Raw genomic sequence first — 18,756 nt, 5'->3', positions numbered from 1 at the left:
ATCGGGACGACAGGTCACGGAATATTCTTAGAACCTTCACAGGTTCACTACGTGCCCGGTCAGGACACAATATGTTACATGGACGTCCTACCTGAACTCGCGGAGCTCAGCCGCACGATCGACCCGGTCCTCCTGGGCAGACGGATCCGGGCCGCGCGGGTCGCCGCCGGCCTGACCCAGGGGCAGCTCGCCTCGCCCGAGGCGTCGACGGCGTACCTGTCCCGGATCGAGTCCGGTGAGCGCCGGCCCGACCTCCGGCTGATCGTCGCCTTCGCCGCCAAGGTCGACGTGACGCTCGAGCAGCTGCTGCTCGGGCTGAGCCGGGACCGGTACGCCGAGCTGCGGATCCGGCTCGACCATGCCGCCTGGGAGATCCAGCACGGCGACGCCGCCACCGCGCTCGGCATGCTCGACGAGGCGGGCCAGGCGCTCGACGACAGCACCGGCTCCGAGGTCGCCGCCAAGATCCGCTACCTCACCGCGCTCGCCGAGCACGCCCGCGGCGACCTCGCCAAGGCGATCGCCGGCCTCGAGGTCATCGTCGACGGCGACGTCACCGCCCGGCGCTGGCTCGACGCCGCCGTCGCCCTCACCGGCCTGTACGTCGAGGCGGGCGACGCCGCGCGCGCCGTCGAGCTCGGCGAGAAGGCGCTCGCCGTCCTCGAGGACGACGACGTGGTCCAGGGGCACCACGCGCTCGGGCTCGCCACCTCGCTCGCCCTCGCCCACCGCGCCCGCGGCGACCAGGCCCGCGCCGTCGCCACCTGTCGCCGCGTCTCCCCCATCGCCGACGACGCCGGCATCGCCCTGGCCTCCGTCTACTACCGGGCCAGCGCCGCCGCCCTGGAGAAGAAGAACGTCAACCTCGCCGCCGCCTACGCCTCCAGCGCCCGCCGGGTCAGCGAGGCCGCCGACCAGCAGATCACCGCCGCCCGCTACCACGCCACGACCGGCCACCTCCTCCTCGCGGCCGAGCGCCCCGACCTGCCCACGGCGCGCGCCTCCCTCGAGACCGCGACCCGGATGCTCACCACCGCCGGCGCCGACCGCAACGAGGCGGCCGCCGTCCGGTTCTCGCTGGCAAGGGCCCTCCTCCTCGACGCCGAGCTCGACACCGCGCTCGCCCTCCTCGACCCCGACGAGGAGCTCGACCCGGTGCCCTCCGCGACCCGCCACCTCCTCATCGGCGAGATCCGCCTGCGCACCCAGCAGAACGACGCCGCGCACGCCGCCATCACCCGCGCCGCCGACGCCCTCCAGGCCGCGGGCGACCCGGCCGGCACCGCCCAGCTGTGGTTCGAGCTCGGCTCCATGCTCGAGGAGCTCGGCGACAGCGACGCCTCCCGCGACGCCTACCGGCACGCCGCCACCGCCACCGGGCTCGCCCCCTTCCACCACCTGCCCACCGGGCCGGTGGGGCCCACCGGGCCGCGCGCTCCGGCCTGAGCCGGCTCCGGGCCCGCGAAAATCCGGACGTACGTCCGGATCTTTGCTGAGAGGCCTCGCCACTTTCGAGATGGGCCGAAAATGGTCGGACGTACCCGGCACGATGGTGCCGTGGCGCCTGAGCAGACAGAGCTCCTCCGACTGGTCGACCCCGCAGCCCTGGGCCGGCGGGTTCGCGCTGCCCGCGAGACGGCCGGGCTCGACCTTCCGGGCCTCGCCGCCCTGGCCGGCCTGCGCGCGACGCACCTCGCCGACATCGAGGCGGGCCGCGCGCGGCCCACGCTGCTCGTGCTCAGCGCTGTCGCCGAGCACACCTGCACCTGCGCCGACGTCCTGCTCCTCGGCCTGCCCGCCGACCTGGTGCCCGAGCTCTACCGCCGGCTCGACGACGCGGCGCTCGGGCTGACGGCCGGCACCGCGGCTCCCGCGCTCCGCACCGCCGACCAGGTCCTCGACCTGCTCGCGGCCGCCTCGCTCCCCTTCCTCGAGCTGGCCGCCCGCCGGCTGCGCGCCAGCGCGCTCGAGAGCCTGGGCGACCTGGCCGGCGCGGTCGCCGAGCTGCGCCGGGCGACCGCCGTACCGGTGGCGGAGGTGGCGTGGATCCGCGACCTCATCTCGCTCAGCCGGTGCCACCGCGAGCTCGGCGAGCTCGACGAGGCGATCGCCGCCGGCGAGGACGCCACGACCACCATCCGCCAGCTGGGGCTGGCCGAGACGACCGAGGCGATCCAGCTCACCGTGACCGTCGCCGCCGCCTACCTCGTCCGCGGCGACGTGCGCCACGGCGCGCGGCTGTGCCGGCGGGCGGCCGACCGGGCCGACGCCTACGGCCTGCCGGTGGCCAAGGCCTCGGCGATGTGGAACGCCAGCTGCGCGCTCGACGCCGGTGGCGACCCGGCCGCCGGTCTCGCCCTCGCCCTCGAAGCGCTCGCGATCTACGAGCGGCTGGGCGAGACCCGGCTGGTGGCGCGGCTCCGGGTCGACGTCGTGACCCTGCAGCTCAAGACCCCGTCCCCCGACCTCGACGGCGCGCTGGCGATGCTCGACCGCGCGCGCGTCGAGCTCGAGGCGACCCCCTCGACCCACCTCGACGCCGCCCGGCACCGGCTGTGCGCCGCCCGGGTCCGGCACAGCCTCGGCGACCACGAGCGCGCCGCCGACCTGCTCCGCGAGAGCGAGGCGCTCGCCCCCGCCGGGGCCGCCGACCTGCGCGCCTGGCAGTCGGCGCTGCGCGGCCGGCTGGCCGCCGGCCGTGGCGACGCGCACCGCGCCCGCGAGCACTTCCTCACCGCCGTCCACACCCTGGTCGGCAACGGGGCCGACAAGGACGCGGCCCAGCTGTGGTTCGAGCTCGGCGACACCCTCACCACGCTCGGCGAGGACGAGCTCGCGCTCCAGGCGTTCCGCAGCGCGGGCGCCTCCCAGGGGCTGCGGGCGCCGGTCCTCACCACGCTCCCGAGGATGTCGTGACGCCCCTGCCGCCCGACCTGAGCACGCTCCTCGCCCAGGTCGGCCCCGCCGTCGTCGGCGACCGGATCCGGGCGGCGCGACGCGACGCCCGGCTCTCCCTCGACGACGTCGCCCGACTCCTGCCGGACCTCGACGTCCTGACCCGGACCGCCGCGGCGACCGGCACCACGGCCGACGTCCTGGTCACCGGCCTGAGCGGCGACCTCGCGGCCCACCTCCGCGGCGGTCTCGACCTCGCCGGGCTGGGGCTCTCGACCCACCACTCGGGGACCGCGCTCGCCACCGCGGACGACGTCCTCGACCAGCTCGCCACGACCGGCGCCACCGCACCCCACCTCGAGCGCGCCGCACGCCGGCTGCGCGCCACCGCCCGCGAGGCGGCCGGTGACCTCACCGGCGCCATCGCCGACCTGACCGACCTGACCGCCGTACCGGTGGCCGAGCTGGGGTGGGTCCAGGACCTCATCTCGCTCAGCCGGTGCCACCGCAACGCCGGCCACCTCGACCGGGCCATCGCGACCGGCGAGGACGCCCGGCCCACCATCCGCGACCTCGGGCTGGCCACCACCGACGAGGCCTTCCAGCTCACCATCACCGTCGCGGCGGCGTACCTCAGCCGCGGCGACCTGGGGCACGCGACCCGGATCTGCAAGCGCGCGGCCGACGAGGCCGCCCAGCTCGGCCTCCACCTCGCCCGCGCCTCCGCCCTGTGGAACCGCAGCCTCGCCCTCCTCGAGGACGGCGACGCCGAGGCCGCCCTCACCGACGCGCTCGAGGCGCACGCGTACTTCGCCGCCCAGGGCGACACCCGCAACCTCGGCCGGCTCCGCATCCAGATCGCGACCACCCGCCTCGCCCTCGATCCCCCCGACGCCCTCGGCGCGCTGGAGATCCTCGCCGTGGCCCGCGACGACATCGACTGGTCGACCGTCGGCGCCGTCGACCTCGCGGGCCACCGCCTGATCACCGCCCACGCCCTGCACCTGCTCGGCGACGACGAGCGCGCCGCCGACGTCCTCGCCGAGAGCGAGGCGGCCGCGCCGCCCGACACCGCCCCGGGACTGCACGCCTGGCAGCGCGCCCTCCGCGGCCGGATCCGCGCCGCCCGCGGCGACCTCACCGGCGCCCGCCGCCACTTCCAGGACGCCATCGCCCTCCTCGAGTCCATCGGCTCCCCCGCCGACGCCGGCCAGCTCTGCTACGAGCTGGGCGACCTCCTCCTCGCCGCCGACGAGCCCGAGCAGGCCATCGACGCCTACCGCCGCGCCTACGAGCTCCGCGGCATCCGCGGCCGTTCCTGACGACCCGTCGGGTTATCTTGACCACCGTGACGACCGATCTGGCCGAGCTGCTGCGGCAGGTCGATCCGTCGGTCGTCGGCCAGCGGGTGCGCGCCGCGCGTGAGGTCTTCGCGGTCCCGCTGCGCGACCTGGCGGACGCGATCGGTCTCGACTCCGCTGCGCTCGACGAGCTCGAGCGCGGCATCCGCACCCCGGACCTCGCCGTGCTCTCCGCCGTCGCCGACGCGACCGCCACCTCTGCCGAGCTGCTCGTCACCGGCCTGAGCCGCGACGTGCTGGCCGACCTCCAGGGTGACCTCGACCTCGCCGGTTTCACGCTGTCGAGCCAGGACTCCTCCGCCGCCCGGGCGACCGCCGAGCGCATCCTGGAGCAGCTCGACGCAGCAGGCGCGACCGCGCCCCACCTCGACCGCGCCGCGCGTCGCCTGCGCGCCAAGGCCCTCGAGGCGTCCGGCGACCTCGCCGAGGCGATCGACGAGCTGCGCCGGGTGACCGCCGTACCGGTGGCGGAGGTGGCGTGGGTGGAGGACCTGATCTCGCTCAGCCGGTGCTACCGGGAGACATTGCAGATCGACGAGATGATCGCCGTCGGCGAGCGCGCAAGTGGCCCGATGCAAGAGCTTGGCCTCGCGGACACGACCGTGGCGATCCAGCTGACGGTGACAGGGGCTGTCGCTCACATGCTCCGGGGTGACCTGGGCCAGTGTGCGCGCGTGTGCCTCCGGGCGGCCGCTCACGCCGAGCGCCTGGGCCTCGCCGCTGCGAAGGGCTCCGCCCTGTGGAACGCCGGCGTGGCCAAGCAGGCCGCTGGCGACCTCCCCGCGGCGCTCGAGCTCGTCACCGCCGCGCTCGAGCTCCTGGAGCCGGACGGCGACTCCCGGCGCATCGGCATGCTGCGTGCCCAGGTTGCGAGCATCCAGCTCGACCTGGAGGAGGCCGACCCTCGGATCGCGCTCGACCTGCTCGCGCTGGCCGGTCAGGAGCTCGACTGGGCGGGCGCCGGTGCCATTCAGCTCGCCCGGCACCGGCTCAACACAGCTCGCGCCCACCACGCGCTCGGCGATGACGAAGAGGCTCTGCGCGTGCTCCACGAGAGCGAGGACTTCGCCCCGGCCGACGCGATCGACATCCGCGCGTGGCAGCTCATGCTGCGCGCTCGGATCGCAGCCCGCCTCCGCGACGTCGACGGTGCGCTGGCGTCCCTGCACGCGGCGACCCACCTCCTCACGACCTGTCAGGCGGACGACGTCATCGCCTTGGCCTGGTTCCGGCTCGGCGCCGCCTTCGAGGAGCTGGACGAGCTCGGCCTCGCCGCCGACGCCTTCCACCGCGCCTGCATCGCCCAGGGACTCCGCCCGCAGCGCTAGCCGGGTCGGCTCCGCCCACCCGGGCGGAGCCGACCTCGCCGATCAGCTCAGCAGCAGGTCCCGCGGTCCGCCGACGCCGGCGCCGCCGGGCTGGCCACCACCCCGAACACCGTCATCCCGGCAACCACACCGACGACCAGAGCCTTCTTCAGACGCGACATTTCCGTTCCTCTCGTCGCGGGGCGTGCGCCTTTCGCACTCCCCGTGACTCGGGACGGTAAATATTGGGCAAGTCTCAAATCCAGACAATGCCTAGTTTTGATGTCTAGAGTTGTCAATGAGGCAGATGAGACGGCCCGATCCCGCCTATCGAGACGCACACCCCCACGACTGAGCGCAAGATCGCGACACCAAGCGGGCAACTCTGGGCATGCGCTCGCACCGCGAGGCGGCAGCGCCGAGGCCGTCCGGCTCGACCGGCGGCGGGCTTGAGGGGCCGGGAGCGGGGCTGACTAGGATTGCGCGGTGCCCGGACACCGGGCGCCGGCCGGTGTAGCTCAGTTGGTAGAGCGTCTTACTTGTAATAAGAGGGTCGCGGGTTCAAATCCTGTCACCGGCTCCACCGATGAATCGCGCGCCGGGGCCTAGTCTCTGCAGCGTGGACCTCCCCGTGCTGCCGCCCGTCCTGCCGATGCTCGCCAAGGCCGTGTCCGGCGTCCCCGACCCGGCCAAGTACGACGCGCAGGGACTCAGCTTCGAGCCCAAGTGGGACGGCTTCCGCTGCATCGTGTTCCGCGACGGCGACGAGGTGGAGCTGGCGAGCCGGAACACCAAGCCGCTGACGCGCTACTTCCCCGAGCTGGTGGCGGCGATGAGGGCCGAGCTGCCCGAGCGGTGCGTGCTCGACGGTGAGATCTTCGTGGCGCAGGCGGGGGCGGACGGCAAGGGACGGCTGCAGTTCGAGGTGCTGCAGGAGCGGATCCACCCGGCGGCGTCGCGGATCAACCTCCTGGCCGAGCAGACGCCGGCGGACTTCGTCGCGTTCGACCTGCTGGCCCTCGGCGACGAGTCGTACGTCGACCGCCCGTTCGCCGAGCGCCGCGCTGCGCTCGAGGAGGCCCTCGGCCACCTGGGCGCCGCCACCGGCGGCCGGTGCCACCTGACCCGCACGAGCACCGATCCCGCGGTGGCCGAGGAGTGGTTCCACCAGTTCGAGGGCGCCGGGCTCGACGGGGTGGTGGCGAAGCCGCTGAGCGCGCCGTACGCCCCCAATGCCCGGACGATGCTCAAGATCAAGCACGAGCGGACGGCGGACGTGGTGCTCGCCGGCTTCCGCGAGCACAAGACGAGCACGCCGGAGAACCCGCTGATCGGCAGCCTCCTCCTCGGCCTGTACGACGGCGGCGAGCTGCAGCACATCGGTGTCAGCGCGTCCTTCACCGCCCAGCGCCGCGCCGAGCTGTGGCACGAGCTGCAGTCGCTCGTCGTCCCCATCGAGGAGCACCCGTGGGGCCGCTGGCAGGAGTTCCTGGTGGCCAACCCGGGCCGCCAGCCGGGCACCCAGAGCCGGTGGAGCCAGGGCAAGGACCTGTCGTTCACGCCGCTGCGGCCCGACCGCGTCATCGAGGTCAAGTACGACGCCATGGAGGGCCGCCGCTTCCGGCACACGGCCCACTTCAAGCGGTGGCGCGACGACCGCGACCCCGAGTCGTGCGGGTACGACCAGCTGGAGCAGCCGGTGCGCTACGACCTGGCGGACGTCCTCGGGGGGTGAGCCTCGACCGGTGACCTGCCTCGGGGCAGGATGGGGCCATGACCAGCGAGCCCGCTCCCCGCGAGGAGCCGTACGACGTCGTCCTGCTCATCGAGAAGGCACTCACCCCCGCCGACGCCGCCCAGGTCCGCTCGCTCCACGTGGAGCTCGACGACGACCCCACCATCGAGGTGATCTATCACGTGCTGCTGCCGATGGCCGACGCCGCCGCAGCGGTCGAGGCCTCGCTGGGGGTGATCGGCGGCGCCGACCTCATCGCTCCCCCCATCACGCCCTCGCCCGACGAGATCGACGCCCTGCGCGAGGAGTACCGCGAGCAGGCCGACCGCGAGCTCGCCGCCACCCGCGAGGAGATGCTCGCCACCGGCGCCCACCTGGGCTCGGCTGTCGTCGTCACCGAGGCGCCGGTCGACGCGCTCATCGCGAAGGTCAAGGAGGTCGACGGCCGGGAGTCGATCATCCTGACCCGGCCGCACCTGGTCGCGGAGTTCTTCCACGTCGACTGGACGTCGCGGGCCCGGCGCAAGCTCGGCGTCCCGGTGCTGCACCTGCTGGAGCACGAGACCGCCTGACCGCCTGACCGGCTGACCGGCTGACCGCGTGACGGGGGGCGGGCTCAGGTCCCCTCGACCCGGTTGCCCTCCGCGTCCCAGTGCTCGGCGACCTTCTTGCTGGGCTGCACCCGCGGCGGCTCCCCCGGCATCTTCGGGTAGTCGGGCGGGAAGTTGAGCTCGCCGTCGCCGTCGGCGACCTGCTGGTCCCACAGGTCCAGCAGCGGCTGCAGCGAGTACGTCGTGTCGTCGATCGACGCCCACGGGTCGCCGTCGGCGAGGCGCTCGGGGACGGTGAACAGGTTGAACTCGCGCGGATCGGTGACGTCGGCGAGCTCGGCCCACGTCATCGGCGTCGAGACCGGTGCGCCGGGCAGCGGCCGCAGCGAGTACGCCGAGGCGATCGTGCGGTCGCGGTTGTTCTGGTTGTAGTCGATGAAGATGCGCTCGCCCCGCTCCTCCTTCCACCAGGCGGTGGTGACCTGCTCGTCGCGGCGGGCGAGCTCGCGGCCGAAGGCGATGGCGGCGTGGCGGACGTCGGTGAACTCCCAGCGGGGCTCGATCCGGACGTAGACGTGGACGCCGCGGTTGCCGGAGGTCTTGGGGAAGCCGACCAGACCGAGCTCGGTCAGCAGCTCGTTGGCGACGCCGGCGACGCGGACGGCGTCGGAGAAGGTCGTCCCAGGCTGGGGGTCGAAGTCGATGCGCAGCTCGTCGGGGTGGTCGACGTCCGCGCGCCGGACCGGCCAGGGGTGGAAGGTGAGCGCGCCCATCTGGGCGCACCAGACGGGGACGGCGATCTCGGTCGGGCAGATCTCCTCGGCGGTGCGGCCGGAGGGGAAGGTGATCTCGACGGCCTCGAGGTAGTCGGGAGCCCCCTTGGGGACCCGCTTCTGGTAGAAGCCCTCCGCGTCGTTGTCGCGCGGACCGGTGGCCAGCCGGAAGCCCTCGCGGACTCCCGACGGCCACCGCTCCAGCGCGGTGGGCCGCTCCCGCAGCGCGCGCATGAGGCCGTCCTCGGCCGCGGCGACGTACTCGGCGACCATGAGCTTGGTGACCTCGGGAGTCCGCTCGGTCGCCTCGTAGATCACGCGGTCCGGGCTCGACACCCGGACCTCGCGGTCACCTGCCTGGACCATCGCCGCCGGGGTCTTCGCCATGCGCCGACCCTAGTCGGGATCAGGCCTGGTCGGCGGGCTCCAGGGTCAGGCTGATCGAGTTGATGCAGTAGCGGTCACCGGTGGGCGTGCCGTAGCCGTCGGGGAACACGTGCCCGAGGTGCGACCCGCAGTTGGCGCAGCGGACCTCGACCCGCTTCATGCCGTGCGAGTTGTCCTCGATGTACTCGATCGTGTCGCTGATCGGCTGGTAGAAGCTCGGCCAGCCGCAGCCGGAGTGGAACTTCGTGTCGGACTCGAACAGCTTGGCCTGGCAGGCCTTGCAGCGGTAGACGCCGGTGGTCTCGGTGTCGGTGTACTCGCCGGTGAACGCGCGCTCGGTGCCCGCCTGGCGCAGCACCTGGAACTCCTCGGGAGTCAGCTCGGCGCGCCACTCCTCGTCCGTCTTGTCGACCTCGTATCCCATGACACCGAGCGTACTCAGCAGGTCACGCGGCGACGCCCGCGACGGGCATCCCGGCCGCGCGCCAGGCCGCGAACCCGCCGATCACGTCGGTGGCGCCGTGGATGCCGAGGCTCCGCAGGGCGTCCGCGGCGAGCGAGGAGGTGTAGCCCTCCTGGCACAGCACCAGCACCCGCAGGTCGTACGACGCCTCGGGCAGCCGCGCGTCGCTGCGCGGGTCGAAGCGCCACTCGAGCACGTTGCGCTCGACCACGAGGGCCGGCAACCACGCGGCGACCTCGCCCTCGGCCGCGCGCTGGGCGGCGGGCCGGATGTCGACGAGGACGACGGCCTGGTCGTGGTCGTGGACGCGGGCGACGAGCTCCTGGAAGGCCGCGCGCGGGCTGATCCGGTCGAGCCGGGAGCGCGCGTCGGCGAGGAGGGCGTCGACGCCGTCGTACCGGACCGGCGCGGGGGCGGGAGCTGCGGCGAGGGTGCTCACCACTCCTCCCCGGCCTTCTCGACACCGAGCGCCTCGAGCCGGTCGCCGTGGAACTTGAACCGGGTCATCGTGTGCAGCCGCGGGGAGTACGCGTGGAGCGAGAGCGCCGGGGCGTCCGTGGCGTTGCGGACGTCGTGCGCGTAGCCGGCGCCGAACGCCTTGCCGTCGCCGGGAGCGAGGTCGACGAGCCGGAGACCGCCGTCGAAGGTGTGCTCGGTGAGCCGGCCCTCGAGGACGGTGAACGCGCCGGACGACGAGCCGTGGTCGTGCCAGTCGGTGGCGGCACCCGCGGGCCACGAGATGAGCCAGAGCTCGTAGTCCTCGGTGGTGAGCAGGCGGATCCACGAGCGCTCGTAGGGGTCGTGGTCGAGCAGGTGGTGCAGGTCGGGGTCGGCCGCGTGGTTGCGGACGACCTCGAGGAGGGGCAGGACGGCGAGCTGGGTCATGGCAGGTTCCTCGGGGTGTGGGAGTGGTCGGTGCTGGATCGGGTCGGGATCAACAGCAGCGACAACACCCGCGCGGGTCACGGAGAGTGACGAGCGAGGCGAGGGGGAGTCCGGTCATGACTCAATAGTGCATTAAGTCGATAGACTTTGCAAACGACATGCGGAACGGGCGCGGCGGATCGCCACCGCGTCGGAGAGTGCCGGTGAGCGCCGGCGCCTCCTCAGGTCAGGGGATCGGGCCGCCGGACGAGTGCGAGGCGCGCCAGCTCTCGGCCTCACCGTTCGCCCTTCGGCGGCCCTGCTCGATGCCGGCACCGCGACGGGCGGCGGGCCGGCCGTTGAGCCACCAGCTCAGGGCGAAGAGGATCACGACGGCGGCGAGGACCACGAGAAGAATGACCATGCCTCATCATGCCTGATCCGGGCCCGGGCCGCACCCGGCCACGGCTCCCTAGCGCTTCACGTCAAGCGACTTCTCAGCTCTCTCGCCTTCCCGAGCGCGGCGGACTTCCCCGGCCGGGCCGCCAGGACGGCGAGGCCGGGCCACCCGTCCGGTCCGCTCAGGTCGGCCGGCAGCCGGCCGGTCCGGGCGGCGACCCGCAGCGCCGGGGCGTGGACGAGCGCGACGACGAGCACCTGGTTGAGCCAGCGCGGCGGCGGTCCGTCCGTGCTGCCGGCCGCGCGGACCGGCTCGGTCAGGAGCGGCCAGAGCAGGGGCAGGAGGTGCCGCCGCTTCTCGAGGACCCGGACCAGCCGGGCCGGGCTGACGTCCGGCTGGGTGAGGAGCAGTCGCGTCGCCGACCGCACGACGGCGCTGCCGATCCGCTCGCGGGCGGCCAGGACGTCGAGGAGGTGCTCGCCGGCCAGCCCGCGCTCGCCGTCCTGGCCGACCATGCCGAGCGCGACGGCGACCATGCCCGTCGTCAGCGGCCGGACCGGGCCGTCGTGCTGCAGCGGCCCGGACCGGCCGTTGACCCGGTCGCGGTGGGGCGAGACCGTCATCCGCGTGCCGTCCCACGAGAGCCAGGCCGCCGCCCCGGTGCCGCGCTCCGTGGCGGCGCACTGGCCCTCGCTCTCGAGGTCGTAGGTCCAGCCCTTGACCACGCGGTAGACCTCGCCCGGACGGTCGGGCAGGACCAGGTCGAAGGCGAGCATCTTGGTCGTGGCGGCCGGGTCCTCCCACTGCGCCGTGAGCGCGATGCCGTCGGCGACCTCGGCGAGGGAGCCGGCACCGGCCGGCCAGTCGGCATCGAGGCTCGGATCGGCCGGCGGGGCCGGCTCCGGCGCCGGGACCGGGATGTCCGGTACGACCGGAGCGGGGAGCAGGGCGACGGCGGCCCGGGCGGCGACGACCGCGCGGGACGAGCCGCTGCGGGCGGCGAGAGCGCGCAGGCCCGGCACCTCGAGGACCTCCTGCGGCGCCCGGCCGTCGGCGACCGCGGCGACGGCTCCCGGGGCGAGCGCGAGGAGCGCCTCGGCGAGCTCAGCCGTCCCGGAGAGCAGCCGTGGGGCGTCGACCGCGATCGCGACCAGGTCTGCGAGGACCGGCCAGACCACGGCCGCGAGCCCGTCGTCGGCATGGTCGAGCAGCACCGGGGCCAGTGCGGCGAGCTGGCCGGGCACCACGTTCCAGTCGAGGTAGCGGGCGTCGGCGACCCCGGGACGCAGAAGCCCGCGCGCCCACGCCTCGGTGACGGCGCGGGCGGCGTCCTCGGCGGCAACGGGGTGGGCGCCACGCGGGCCGGCGAGCAGGTTGACGGTCGCGCCGGGGCCGAGCGGCGCCGCGCGACGGGCGAGCTGGCGCGCGCCGATGCCGAAGCCCGCGTCGGGATAGCCCCCGCCGAGCTGACGGGCCGTCGCCTCACCCCAGCCGGGCCAGAGCGCGAGCGCCCGGCCGCCCATCCAGCGGGCCCGGCCGAGCAGCCCGGCGAACAGGGCGAGCGAGGCGGGGACGACCGGCTCGTCGATGTCCCAGTAGCGAGCCCGGGGTGCGACCCGGACCTCGGGCTCGACCACCGGGTCGGCCAGGTAGCCGGCCGCGAGCGGGCCGGCAGCCACGGGGAGCGCAGCGCCTGCTGCGTCCAGGACCGGGACGTCGAGCGTCGCCAGCTCGGCGCGCACGGCGGCGCCGCCGTCGCCACCGGCGAGGTCGAGGTCGAGGCGCAGCAGGGCGACGAGCAGGTCGGCCCCGGCCGCCGCCACCCCGGCGGCGCGGTAGGCCCGCAGCCGGTCGGCGAGGTCGGCCGGGTCGATCCGCAGGTCGTCGGAGGAGGGAGTCGAGAGGAGTGCCGGGACGGCTCCGAGCCGGGCGACGACGGCGGCGTCCCGCGCGACGAGCGGGTTGACCGAGGACGGGTCCGGGCCCGGCTCCCCCGCGACCCAGGCCGCGACCGGCCACAGCCCGCAGCGCCAGGTCTCCGGTACGCCGCGCAGTGCCTGCCGGACGCCGTCCGGATCGGTGCGGGCGAGCGCGTTGGCCAGCGCGAGGAAGCGCTCGGTCTCGACGTCGACGACCTCCTCGGGCCGGCCGAGCAGGAGTCCGGCGAGATCGGTGAGGTCGGTGAGCCGGTCCGGTCCCACGGCACCCAGCGTGAACGCCGGCACGGGGGCGAGCGGTGGCGCCGGCAGCCAGCGGCCGCGCTCGGCCGGCGCCTCGTCGGGCTCGGGGGCGAGCGCCTCGGGCGGGAGCCGGCGGGCGGCCGCCGCGGTGACCGCACGGCGCGCCTTCTTGGTCCGCACGGTCGACGCGGCCGCGAGCACGTCGGGCACCAGGTCGTCCGGCACGGCCGCGAGCAGCCGCGGGGCGAACGCCTCGACGACCGGCCCCTCACCGGTGGCGAGCACGACGACCAGCGCGTCGGCGCGCTCGACCAGCTCGGCGTCGGTGACGTCGAGGTCGTCGACGAGGATGCGGGTCCACACCTTGCGATCGCCCGGGCGTACGGCGGTGTCGAGGCCGGTGAACGCCAGCCGGAGCGCCTCGGGCCGGGTCAGCCGGCCCTGCCCGACGGCCGCGCCGAACAGCGGCCCGAAGGGACCGGTCAGCGGGAGACCGGCGTCGACGGCGACCCGGGCGTGCTCGGCGAAGCGGTCGTCGGGCGCCTCCTTCTCGGCGACGAGGGCGGCCCAGTCCTTGAGGTAGCTCACCTCGGCGGGCACCGGCAGGCCGAGCTCGTGGACCAGCCGGACCACGACGCGTCCCAGCCGGCTGACGGCGTGCTCGTGGAAGCGGTTGGCGGTGCGGACCGCCTCGGCCACGAACCGGGCGGCGTCGTCGGAACCCCGCGCGGCGACCGCGTCACCGAACGCGTCGCCGGGCACGCCCGCGAACCGGAGCAGCGTGACGATCCGGCGCGCGTCGACCCCCACCCGCACGGCGAGCACGGCGAGGGCGGCGCGCTCGGCGTGGGTCAGGGACAGCTCCTCCCACCCGCTGCGGCTCAGCCCGTCGCGCAGCACGCGCTGCTGCTCGGGGGTGCCGATCGGGTGGCCGGCGGCCTGCTCGGCGGTGACCTCGGTCCAGCCGAGCTCGCGGCACAGCTCGAGCGCGCGATCGCGAGCGGTGGTGCTGGTGGTCATCGATCCTCCGTGATCCGGACGGCCAGGACGTGCTTGCAGGGGCCGCGGTCGGCACCGTGCGTGAGGTACCACCGGCAGGTGCAGCGGGCGGGCGGGTCGCCGGTGACGCGGTGGTCGGTCCCGCCGCTGGACACGGTCCACCCGCCGTCGTCGCGGACGACGGCACCGGCCGCCACGAGCGCGCGTGCCCCCGCCAGCCGCGGGTGGTCGCGCTCGACGCGGTCCGGGTCGTCGGGCAGCTCGCGGTGGAACCAGGCGGCGTCGTGGAGGTCCCAGCCGACCCGGCCCGACGAGGCGAGGACGGCGAGCGCGCCGCGGACCCGCTCCTCGGACAGGGCCGTCGCGCGCGCCAGCCGCGGCACGTCGATCACCGGCTCGAACGACAGCAGCGCGGAGACCAGCCGGGCGTCCGCTCCCGTGGTCGTCACGGCCAGACCGGTCAGCAGCGAGCCCTCGCCGGAGTGGCCGCGCCAGGCCTCGGCGGTGAGTCCGACGACGAGCCGGGCCGCGGGCAGGGCGACCTCGACGACGACGGCCTCGGCGTCGCCGGCACCGCCGTGGTGGAAGGTCATGCCCTCGACGTGGGTGAGCATCCGGCGCAGCGCGCTGAGCCGGTGCAGCCCGGCGACCGCGACGGCCGAGCCGGCAGCCGGACCGGGGCGGGCGGCGAGCCGGACGCCGCGCCGGTCCGGCACCAGCCAGCCGCTCCCCCGCGTCGTCGCGGTCGCGGCCGGCACCGTGGCCAGGAACGCACGGGCCCCCGCGGCGTCGACGGAGAAGGCGGGGACCAGCCCGTGGTGGAGCTCGGCGACGTTGCCGAGCGCGCGGATCCAGCGCGTCGGCATCGCGACGGGACGCTCGACGACGGTCGCGTCGAGGGTGGCGAGGCGGACCTCGTCGAGACCGACGGCGAGGTGGAGCAGGTCGGCGCGGCCGACCTGGGCGAGCAGCGCGCGGGTCGCCGTACCGAGGTCGACGTTGGTGGTGCCGTGGGCGATCTCGCCGCCGTCGAGACCGGCCGCCAACAGGTCGAGCCGGGCGTAGACGCTGTTGCACGCCGAGAAGCACTCGGCGCGCAGCCGGTCGCCCTGGGCGGTCAGGACCGGGTCGCGCTGGGTGGTCGGCGTGTAGTGGAAGTAGCGGGTCGCGGTGATCTCGGCGAGCACCCCGAGGCCGCGCGCGAGCACCTGCGGGTGGGTCGCGAAGCCGTGGAAGAACCGCGGGCTCGCCTCGACCCCGTCCGGCGTCAGCGCCGGGGCGAGCGCGAGGGCGAGCCCGTCGTCGCCCAGCCCCGACGCGCCGGCGAAGGCGCGCGGACCGGCCACCTCAGATCAGGGCAGCGTCGCCAGCAGCTCGGCGACCTCGACCCGCCGTCCGGTGTAGAACGGCACCTCCTCGCGCACGTGGCGCCGGGTCTCGGAGCCGCGCAGGTGGCGCATCAGGTCGACGATCCGGGTGAGGTCGTCGGCCTCGAAGGCGAGGATCCACTCGTAGTCGCCGAGTGCGAAGCTCGGCACCGTGTTGGCCCGGACGTCGGGGTAGCCGCGGGCCATCTGGCCGTGCTCGGCCAGGAGGCGGCGGCGCTCGCCGTCCTCGAGGAGGTACCACTCGTAGGAGCGCACGAAGGGGTAGACGGCGGCGTAGGCGTGGGCGCGCTCGTCGGCGAGGAAGGCCGGCAGGTGGCTGCGGTTGAACTCGGCCGGGCGGTGCAGCGCCATCTGTGACCAGACCGGGGCGAGCCGCGAGCCGAAGGCGGACCGGCGCAGCCGGTGGTAGGCGGCCTGGAGCTGGTCGCTGGTGGTCGCGTGCCACCAGACCATCAGGTCGGCGTCGGCGCGCAGGCCGGCCACGTCGTAGATGCCGCGGACGACGACGTCCTCGGCCGCGAGGTCGGCCAGGAGGGTCTCGAGCTCGGCGGTCTCCTGCTTGCGGACGACGTCGTCGGCACCGAGCGTCTGCTCGAGCCGGAACACCGACCACATGGTGAAGCGGATGGTGTCGTTGAGCTCGTTGATCTTCGCGGCGTTGGTCTTGAGGTGCGCCTGCGGGTCCTGGTCCGACATGACCCCATTGTGCCGGGCGGTCAGTCGCGGCCGTAGCCCGCCTCCCGGGCCTTGACGATGGCGTCGGCGCGACCGGTCGCGTGGAGCTTGGCGTAGATCGCCGAGACCGTGTTGCGCACGGTCTTGTTGGAGACGTAGAGCTGGGCGGCGATCTCGTCGTTGGTGCGGCCCGCGGCGATCCGCTGGAGGACGTCGCGCTCGCGCTCGGTCAGCTCGGGGAAGGGCTCGTCGGCAGGGGTGGTGGCGGGTGTGGCGCCGGCGAAGAGGGCGGCGATCCGGGCGGCCAGGCTGGCACCGAAGACCATGCCGCCGGAGGCGGCGGAGCGGATCGCGTGCTGGACCTCGTCGGCACCCGCGCCCTTGAGCAGGTAGCCGCACGCGCCGGCCCGGATCGCGCTGAGGATCGTGTCGTCGTCCTCGTTCATGGTGAGCATGACGACGCGCAGCGCGGGGTCGCGGCCGGTGAGGAAGCGCGTGGCCTCGATGCCGTCGAGGTGCGGCATCTGGATGTCCATGACGACGAGGTCCGGGGCGGTGTCCGCGACGACGTGCAGGGCCTCGCGGCCGTCGCTGGCCGAGCCGACGACCTCGATCCCGTCGAGGGCGGCGAGGAGGGCGGTGAGGCCGTCGCGGACGATCTGGTGGTCGTCGACCACGACGACGCGGACCGGGCTGTTCATGCGGGGCTCCTCAGCGGAAGTCGGGCGCGGACGACGGTGCCGCCGTCCGGGGGTGAGCTGATCGTGGTGGTGCCGCCGAGCTCCGCGGCCCGCTCGCGCAGGCTGACCAGGCCGACGCCGGCGGCACGGTCGGCGGGGATCCCGCGGCCGTCGTCGGCGAGCTCGACGACGAGCGTGTCGTCGCGGACCGCGAGGTCGAGCCGGGCCCGGGAGGCGTCCGCGTGGCGGGCGACGTTGGTCAGGGCCTCCCCCACGATCCGGAAGGCGGCGACCTCGACGGCAGCGGGCAGCCGGCCGGCCAGGTCGGTGTCGCCGACCACGTCGAGCGCGACGTCGAGCGCCTCGGCCTGCTGGCGCAGCGCACCGACCAGGCCGCGGTCGTCGAGGGCGGGCGGGCGCAGGTCGTGGACGAGCCGCCGCACGTCGGCGACGACCTCCTGGACCTGGGCGCTCACCGTCTCGACCTGGTCGCGGGCGCGCTGGGGATCGCGCTCGACGGTCATCCGGGCGGCCTCGAGCTGGAAGACGATGCCGCTCAGCGCCGGGCCCAGGCCGTCGTGCAGGTCGCGGCGGATCCGGCGTCGCTCCTCCTCGCGCGCGGTGACGAGCCGCTCGCGGCTGCGCTGGACCTCCTCGGCGAGCTGGCTGGTCCGGGCGGCCGTGGCGGCCTGGCGGACGAGGTCGCCGAGCAGCTCCTCGTCGCGCACGCTCAGCCGGCTGCGCAGGCCGCGCGCGGGCAGCACGAGCCGGCCGATGGTGATGTCGCGGTAGGTGATCGGGAGGGTGCGCACCTGCGCGGGGCGCTCGCCGTACGTCGTGACGAGGCGCTCGCCGTGACCGCGGTCGACCTCGACGCTGACGAACGGGACGCCGAACGCCGACGCCACCGCGCGGGCGACGGCTCCCAGCTGCTCGGCGCTGTCGTCGGTGGTCTCCAGGGTCGAGGCGAGGCCGGCGACGGCGTCGTACCGGTTGCCGCGCTCGCCGAGCATGAGACGTCGTACGAAGGAGGAGAGGCGGTGCCGCAGCGGGCCGTACAGGAAGACGGCGACCAGCAGCACCACGGTGACGACCTGTGCCTGGGTGAGCGCGTCGTCGAGCACGAGCGTGAGCAGGCCGAGGACGGCGGCGTCGGCGACGACGAGAACGACGAGCACCGCGGCGAGGACGAGGGTGCGGCTGAGCAGGTCCTGGATGGAGACCAGCTGGGGCCGCACGATCGCGATCGTCATCGCGGCGGGCGGCAGGACGGTGGCGAGGAAGGCCCCCGTGTAGTCGGCGCCCGGCAGCTCCGCGACGGCGAACACGGCGATGCCCGCGACGATGACCAGGACGCTCCACACCAGCCAGCGCATCCGGTCGCGCATCAGGCCCTCGGAGCGGCGGTAGCGCACGACCACGGTGAGCAGGGCGAAGAAGAAGCCGGTGGCGCCGAGCGCGATCCCGAGCGAGACCACCTGCTGGCCGTGGCCCACGAGGGCGGGGATCGTGGTCGGGTTCTGGTCGACCGAGGAGGGCAGCATCCCGGCGTACCGCTCGTCCTCGGCGGGCGCCACGATGATCAGCAGCCCGCTCAGCGCCAGCACGCCGACCGCGCACCAGGACGCCGGGCGCCAGCGGCCGGGCAGGAAGCGACCGGTCGGGAAGACGAGCAGCAGGACCGCGACCACCGACGTCAGGTACGACGCGAACCGGTCGAGGAACCACAGCGCGAACGTCGTCCCGGGCCAGGCGCCGTCGTCGGTCAGCCCGGTGTTGATGTAGCTCTGGGACAGCCCGTCGAGCGCCCAGAACAGGCCGAAGAAGGCGAGCCCCCAGCCGAAGCGCTGGGTGCGGTCGTGGCACAGGACCACCACGGCGAGCGCGGCGAGCACGACGCCGTCCACGACCCACGGCCAGCCCGGGCCACCCGCGATCCGGACGCCGGGGCTGCTCTGCGGCGCGCTCATGTCGATCCACGCGGCGACCGGGAGGATCACCGCGCACAGGACCGGGACGAGGAGCACACCGACGACCTGCCAGCCCCGGGGCCGCAGGTCGCCGTCGCGCCGGGGCTCGTTCTGCACCGGCACATTGT

At 74.7% G+C, this 18,756-nt stretch carries 16 protein-coding genes and 1 tRNA gene; 7 read left to right on the top strand and 10 right to left on the bottom strand.

Annotation, left to right across the window (positions count from 1 at the left end):
- Nucleotides 1-78: 78 nt before the first annotated feature.
- The 7 genes from BM223_RS04715 (at nucleotide 79) to BM223_RS04685 (ending at nucleotide 7,870) form a co-directional block, all read left to right on the top strand.
- Nucleotides 79-1,446: a helix-turn-helix domain-containing protein gene (locus tag BM223_RS04715; protein WP_038681246.1), complete on the top strand. Its 1,368-nt coding sequence runs from the start codon at nucleotides 79-81 to the stop codon at nucleotides 1,444-1,446.
- Between the two features lie 111 nt (nucleotides 1,447-1,557).
- Complete coding sequence (locus tag BM223_RS04710; RefSeq protein WP_038681247.1) at nucleotides 1,558-2,916, top strand: helix-turn-helix domain-containing protein; 1,359 nt, start codon at nucleotides 1,558-1,560, stop codon at nucleotides 2,914-2,916.
- On the top strand, nucleotides 2,913-4,217 hold the full coding sequence (locus tag BM223_RS04705; RefSeq protein ID WP_038681249.1) for a tetratricopeptide repeat protein: 1,305 nt from the start codon (nucleotides 2,913-2,915) through the stop codon (nucleotides 4,215-4,217). Before BM223_RS04710 ends, BM223_RS04705 begins: the two co-directional genes overlap by 4 nt.
- Nucleotides 4,218-4,243: 26 nt before the next feature.
- Nucleotides 4,244-5,584 carry a helix-turn-helix domain-containing protein gene (locus tag BM223_RS04700; RefSeq protein ID WP_038681251.1) on the top strand — a complete coding sequence of 447 codons (1,341 nt, stop codon included), beginning with the start codon at nucleotides 4,244-4,246 and terminating at the stop codon, nucleotides 5,582-5,584.
- Nucleotides 5,585-6,070: 486 nt separating this feature from the next.
- Nucleotides 6,071-6,146 (top strand) — tRNA-Thr (locus BM223_RS04695).
- A 36-nt stretch (nucleotides 6,147-6,182) separates the two neighbouring features.
- The gene (locus BM223_RS04690; RefSeq protein WP_038681253.1) at nucleotides 6,183-7,298 is read left to right on the top strand and encodes an ATP-dependent DNA ligase; all 1,116 of its coding nucleotides are present in this window, start codon (nucleotides 6,183-6,185) and stop codon (nucleotides 7,296-7,298) included.
- 38 nt (nucleotides 7,299-7,336) lie between these two features.
- Complete coding sequence (locus BM223_RS04685; protein ID WP_052138957.1) at nucleotides 7,337-7,870, top strand: hypothetical protein; 534 nt, start codon at nucleotides 7,337-7,339, stop codon at nucleotides 7,868-7,870.
- A gap of 44 nt (nucleotides 7,871-7,914) precedes the next feature.
- Here BM223_RS04685 and BM223_RS04680 read toward each other — a convergent pair whose 3' ends face one another.
- The 10 genes from BM223_RS04680 to BM223_RS04640 all read right to left on the bottom strand — a co-directional run bounded on the left by BM223_RS04680 (nucleotide 7,915) and on the right by BM223_RS04640 (nucleotide 18,745).
- Nucleotides 7,915-9,009, bottom strand: coding sequence for a DNA polymerase domain-containing protein (locus BM223_RS04680; RefSeq protein ID WP_038681255.1), 1,095 nt, complete (start codon nucleotides 9,007-9,009; stop codon nucleotides 7,915-7,917).
- Nucleotides 9,010-9,028: 19 nt separating this feature from the next.
- Nucleotides 9,029-9,433 carry a peptide-methionine (R)-S-oxide reductase MsrB gene (gene msrB, locus BM223_RS04675; protein ID WP_038681257.1) on the bottom strand — a complete coding sequence of 135 codons (405 nt, stop codon included), beginning with the start codon at nucleotides 9,431-9,433 and terminating at the stop codon, nucleotides 9,029-9,031.
- Between the two features lie 22 nt (nucleotides 9,434-9,455).
- Nucleotides 9,456-9,911, bottom strand: a complete 456-nt coding sequence (locus BM223_RS04670; protein ID WP_052138958.1) for a rhodanese-like domain-containing protein — start codon at nucleotides 9,909-9,911, stop codon at nucleotides 9,456-9,458.
- A complete protein-coding gene (locus BM223_RS04665; RefSeq protein ID WP_038681259.1) occupies nucleotides 9,908-10,357 on the bottom strand; it encodes a cysteine dioxygenase in 450 nt (149 codons plus the stop codon). The genes BM223_RS04670 and BM223_RS04665 overlap by 4 nt, the downstream gene beginning before the upstream one ends.
- 226 nt (nucleotides 10,358-10,583) lie before the next feature.
- Nucleotides 10,584-10,760: a hypothetical protein gene (locus BM223_RS28840; protein ID WP_158510224.1), complete on the bottom strand. Its 177-nt coding sequence runs from the start codon at nucleotides 10,758-10,760 to the stop codon at nucleotides 10,584-10,586.
- Nucleotides 10,761-10,816: 56 nt separating this feature from the next.
- Entirely contained in the window at nucleotides 10,817-13,936 is a 3,120-nt protein-coding gene (locus BM223_RS04660; RefSeq protein ID WP_038681262.1) for a hypothetical protein, read from the bottom strand.
- Nucleotides 13,933-15,261 carry an SWIM zinc finger family protein gene (locus tag BM223_RS04655; protein ID WP_038681264.1) on the bottom strand — a complete coding sequence of 443 codons (1,329 nt, stop codon included), beginning with the start codon at nucleotides 15,259-15,261 and terminating at the stop codon, nucleotides 13,933-13,935. Before BM223_RS04655 ends, BM223_RS04660 begins: the two co-directional genes overlap by 4 nt.
- 6 nt (nucleotides 15,262-15,267) lie before the next feature.
- Nucleotides 15,268-15,999, bottom strand: coding sequence for a hydrogen peroxide-dependent heme synthase (gene hemQ / locus BM223_RS04650; RefSeq protein WP_038681267.1), 732 nt, complete (start codon nucleotides 15,997-15,999; stop codon nucleotides 15,268-15,270).
- A gap of 20 nt (nucleotides 16,000-16,019) precedes the next feature.
- Complete coding sequence (locus BM223_RS04645) at nucleotides 16,020-16,679, bottom strand: response regulator transcription factor (RefSeq protein WP_038681269.1); 660 nt, start codon at nucleotides 16,677-16,679, stop codon at nucleotides 16,020-16,022.
- Nucleotides 16,676-18,745, bottom strand: a complete 2,070-nt coding sequence (locus tag BM223_RS04640) for a sensor histidine kinase (RefSeq protein WP_075018464.1) — start codon at nucleotides 18,743-18,745, stop codon at nucleotides 16,676-16,678. Before BM223_RS04640 ends, BM223_RS04645 begins: the two co-directional genes overlap by 4 nt.
- Nucleotides 18,746-18,756 lie beyond the last annotated feature (11 nt).

Source organism: Pimelobacter simplex (genome assembly GCF_900114845.1).
Lineage (GTDB): Bacteria > Actinomycetota > Actinomycetes > Propionibacteriales > Nocardioidaceae > Nocardioides > Nocardioides simplex.
The sequence above is the reverse complement of the archived record's forward strand: the minus strand, read 5'-3'. Positions and strand labels throughout refer to the sequence as shown.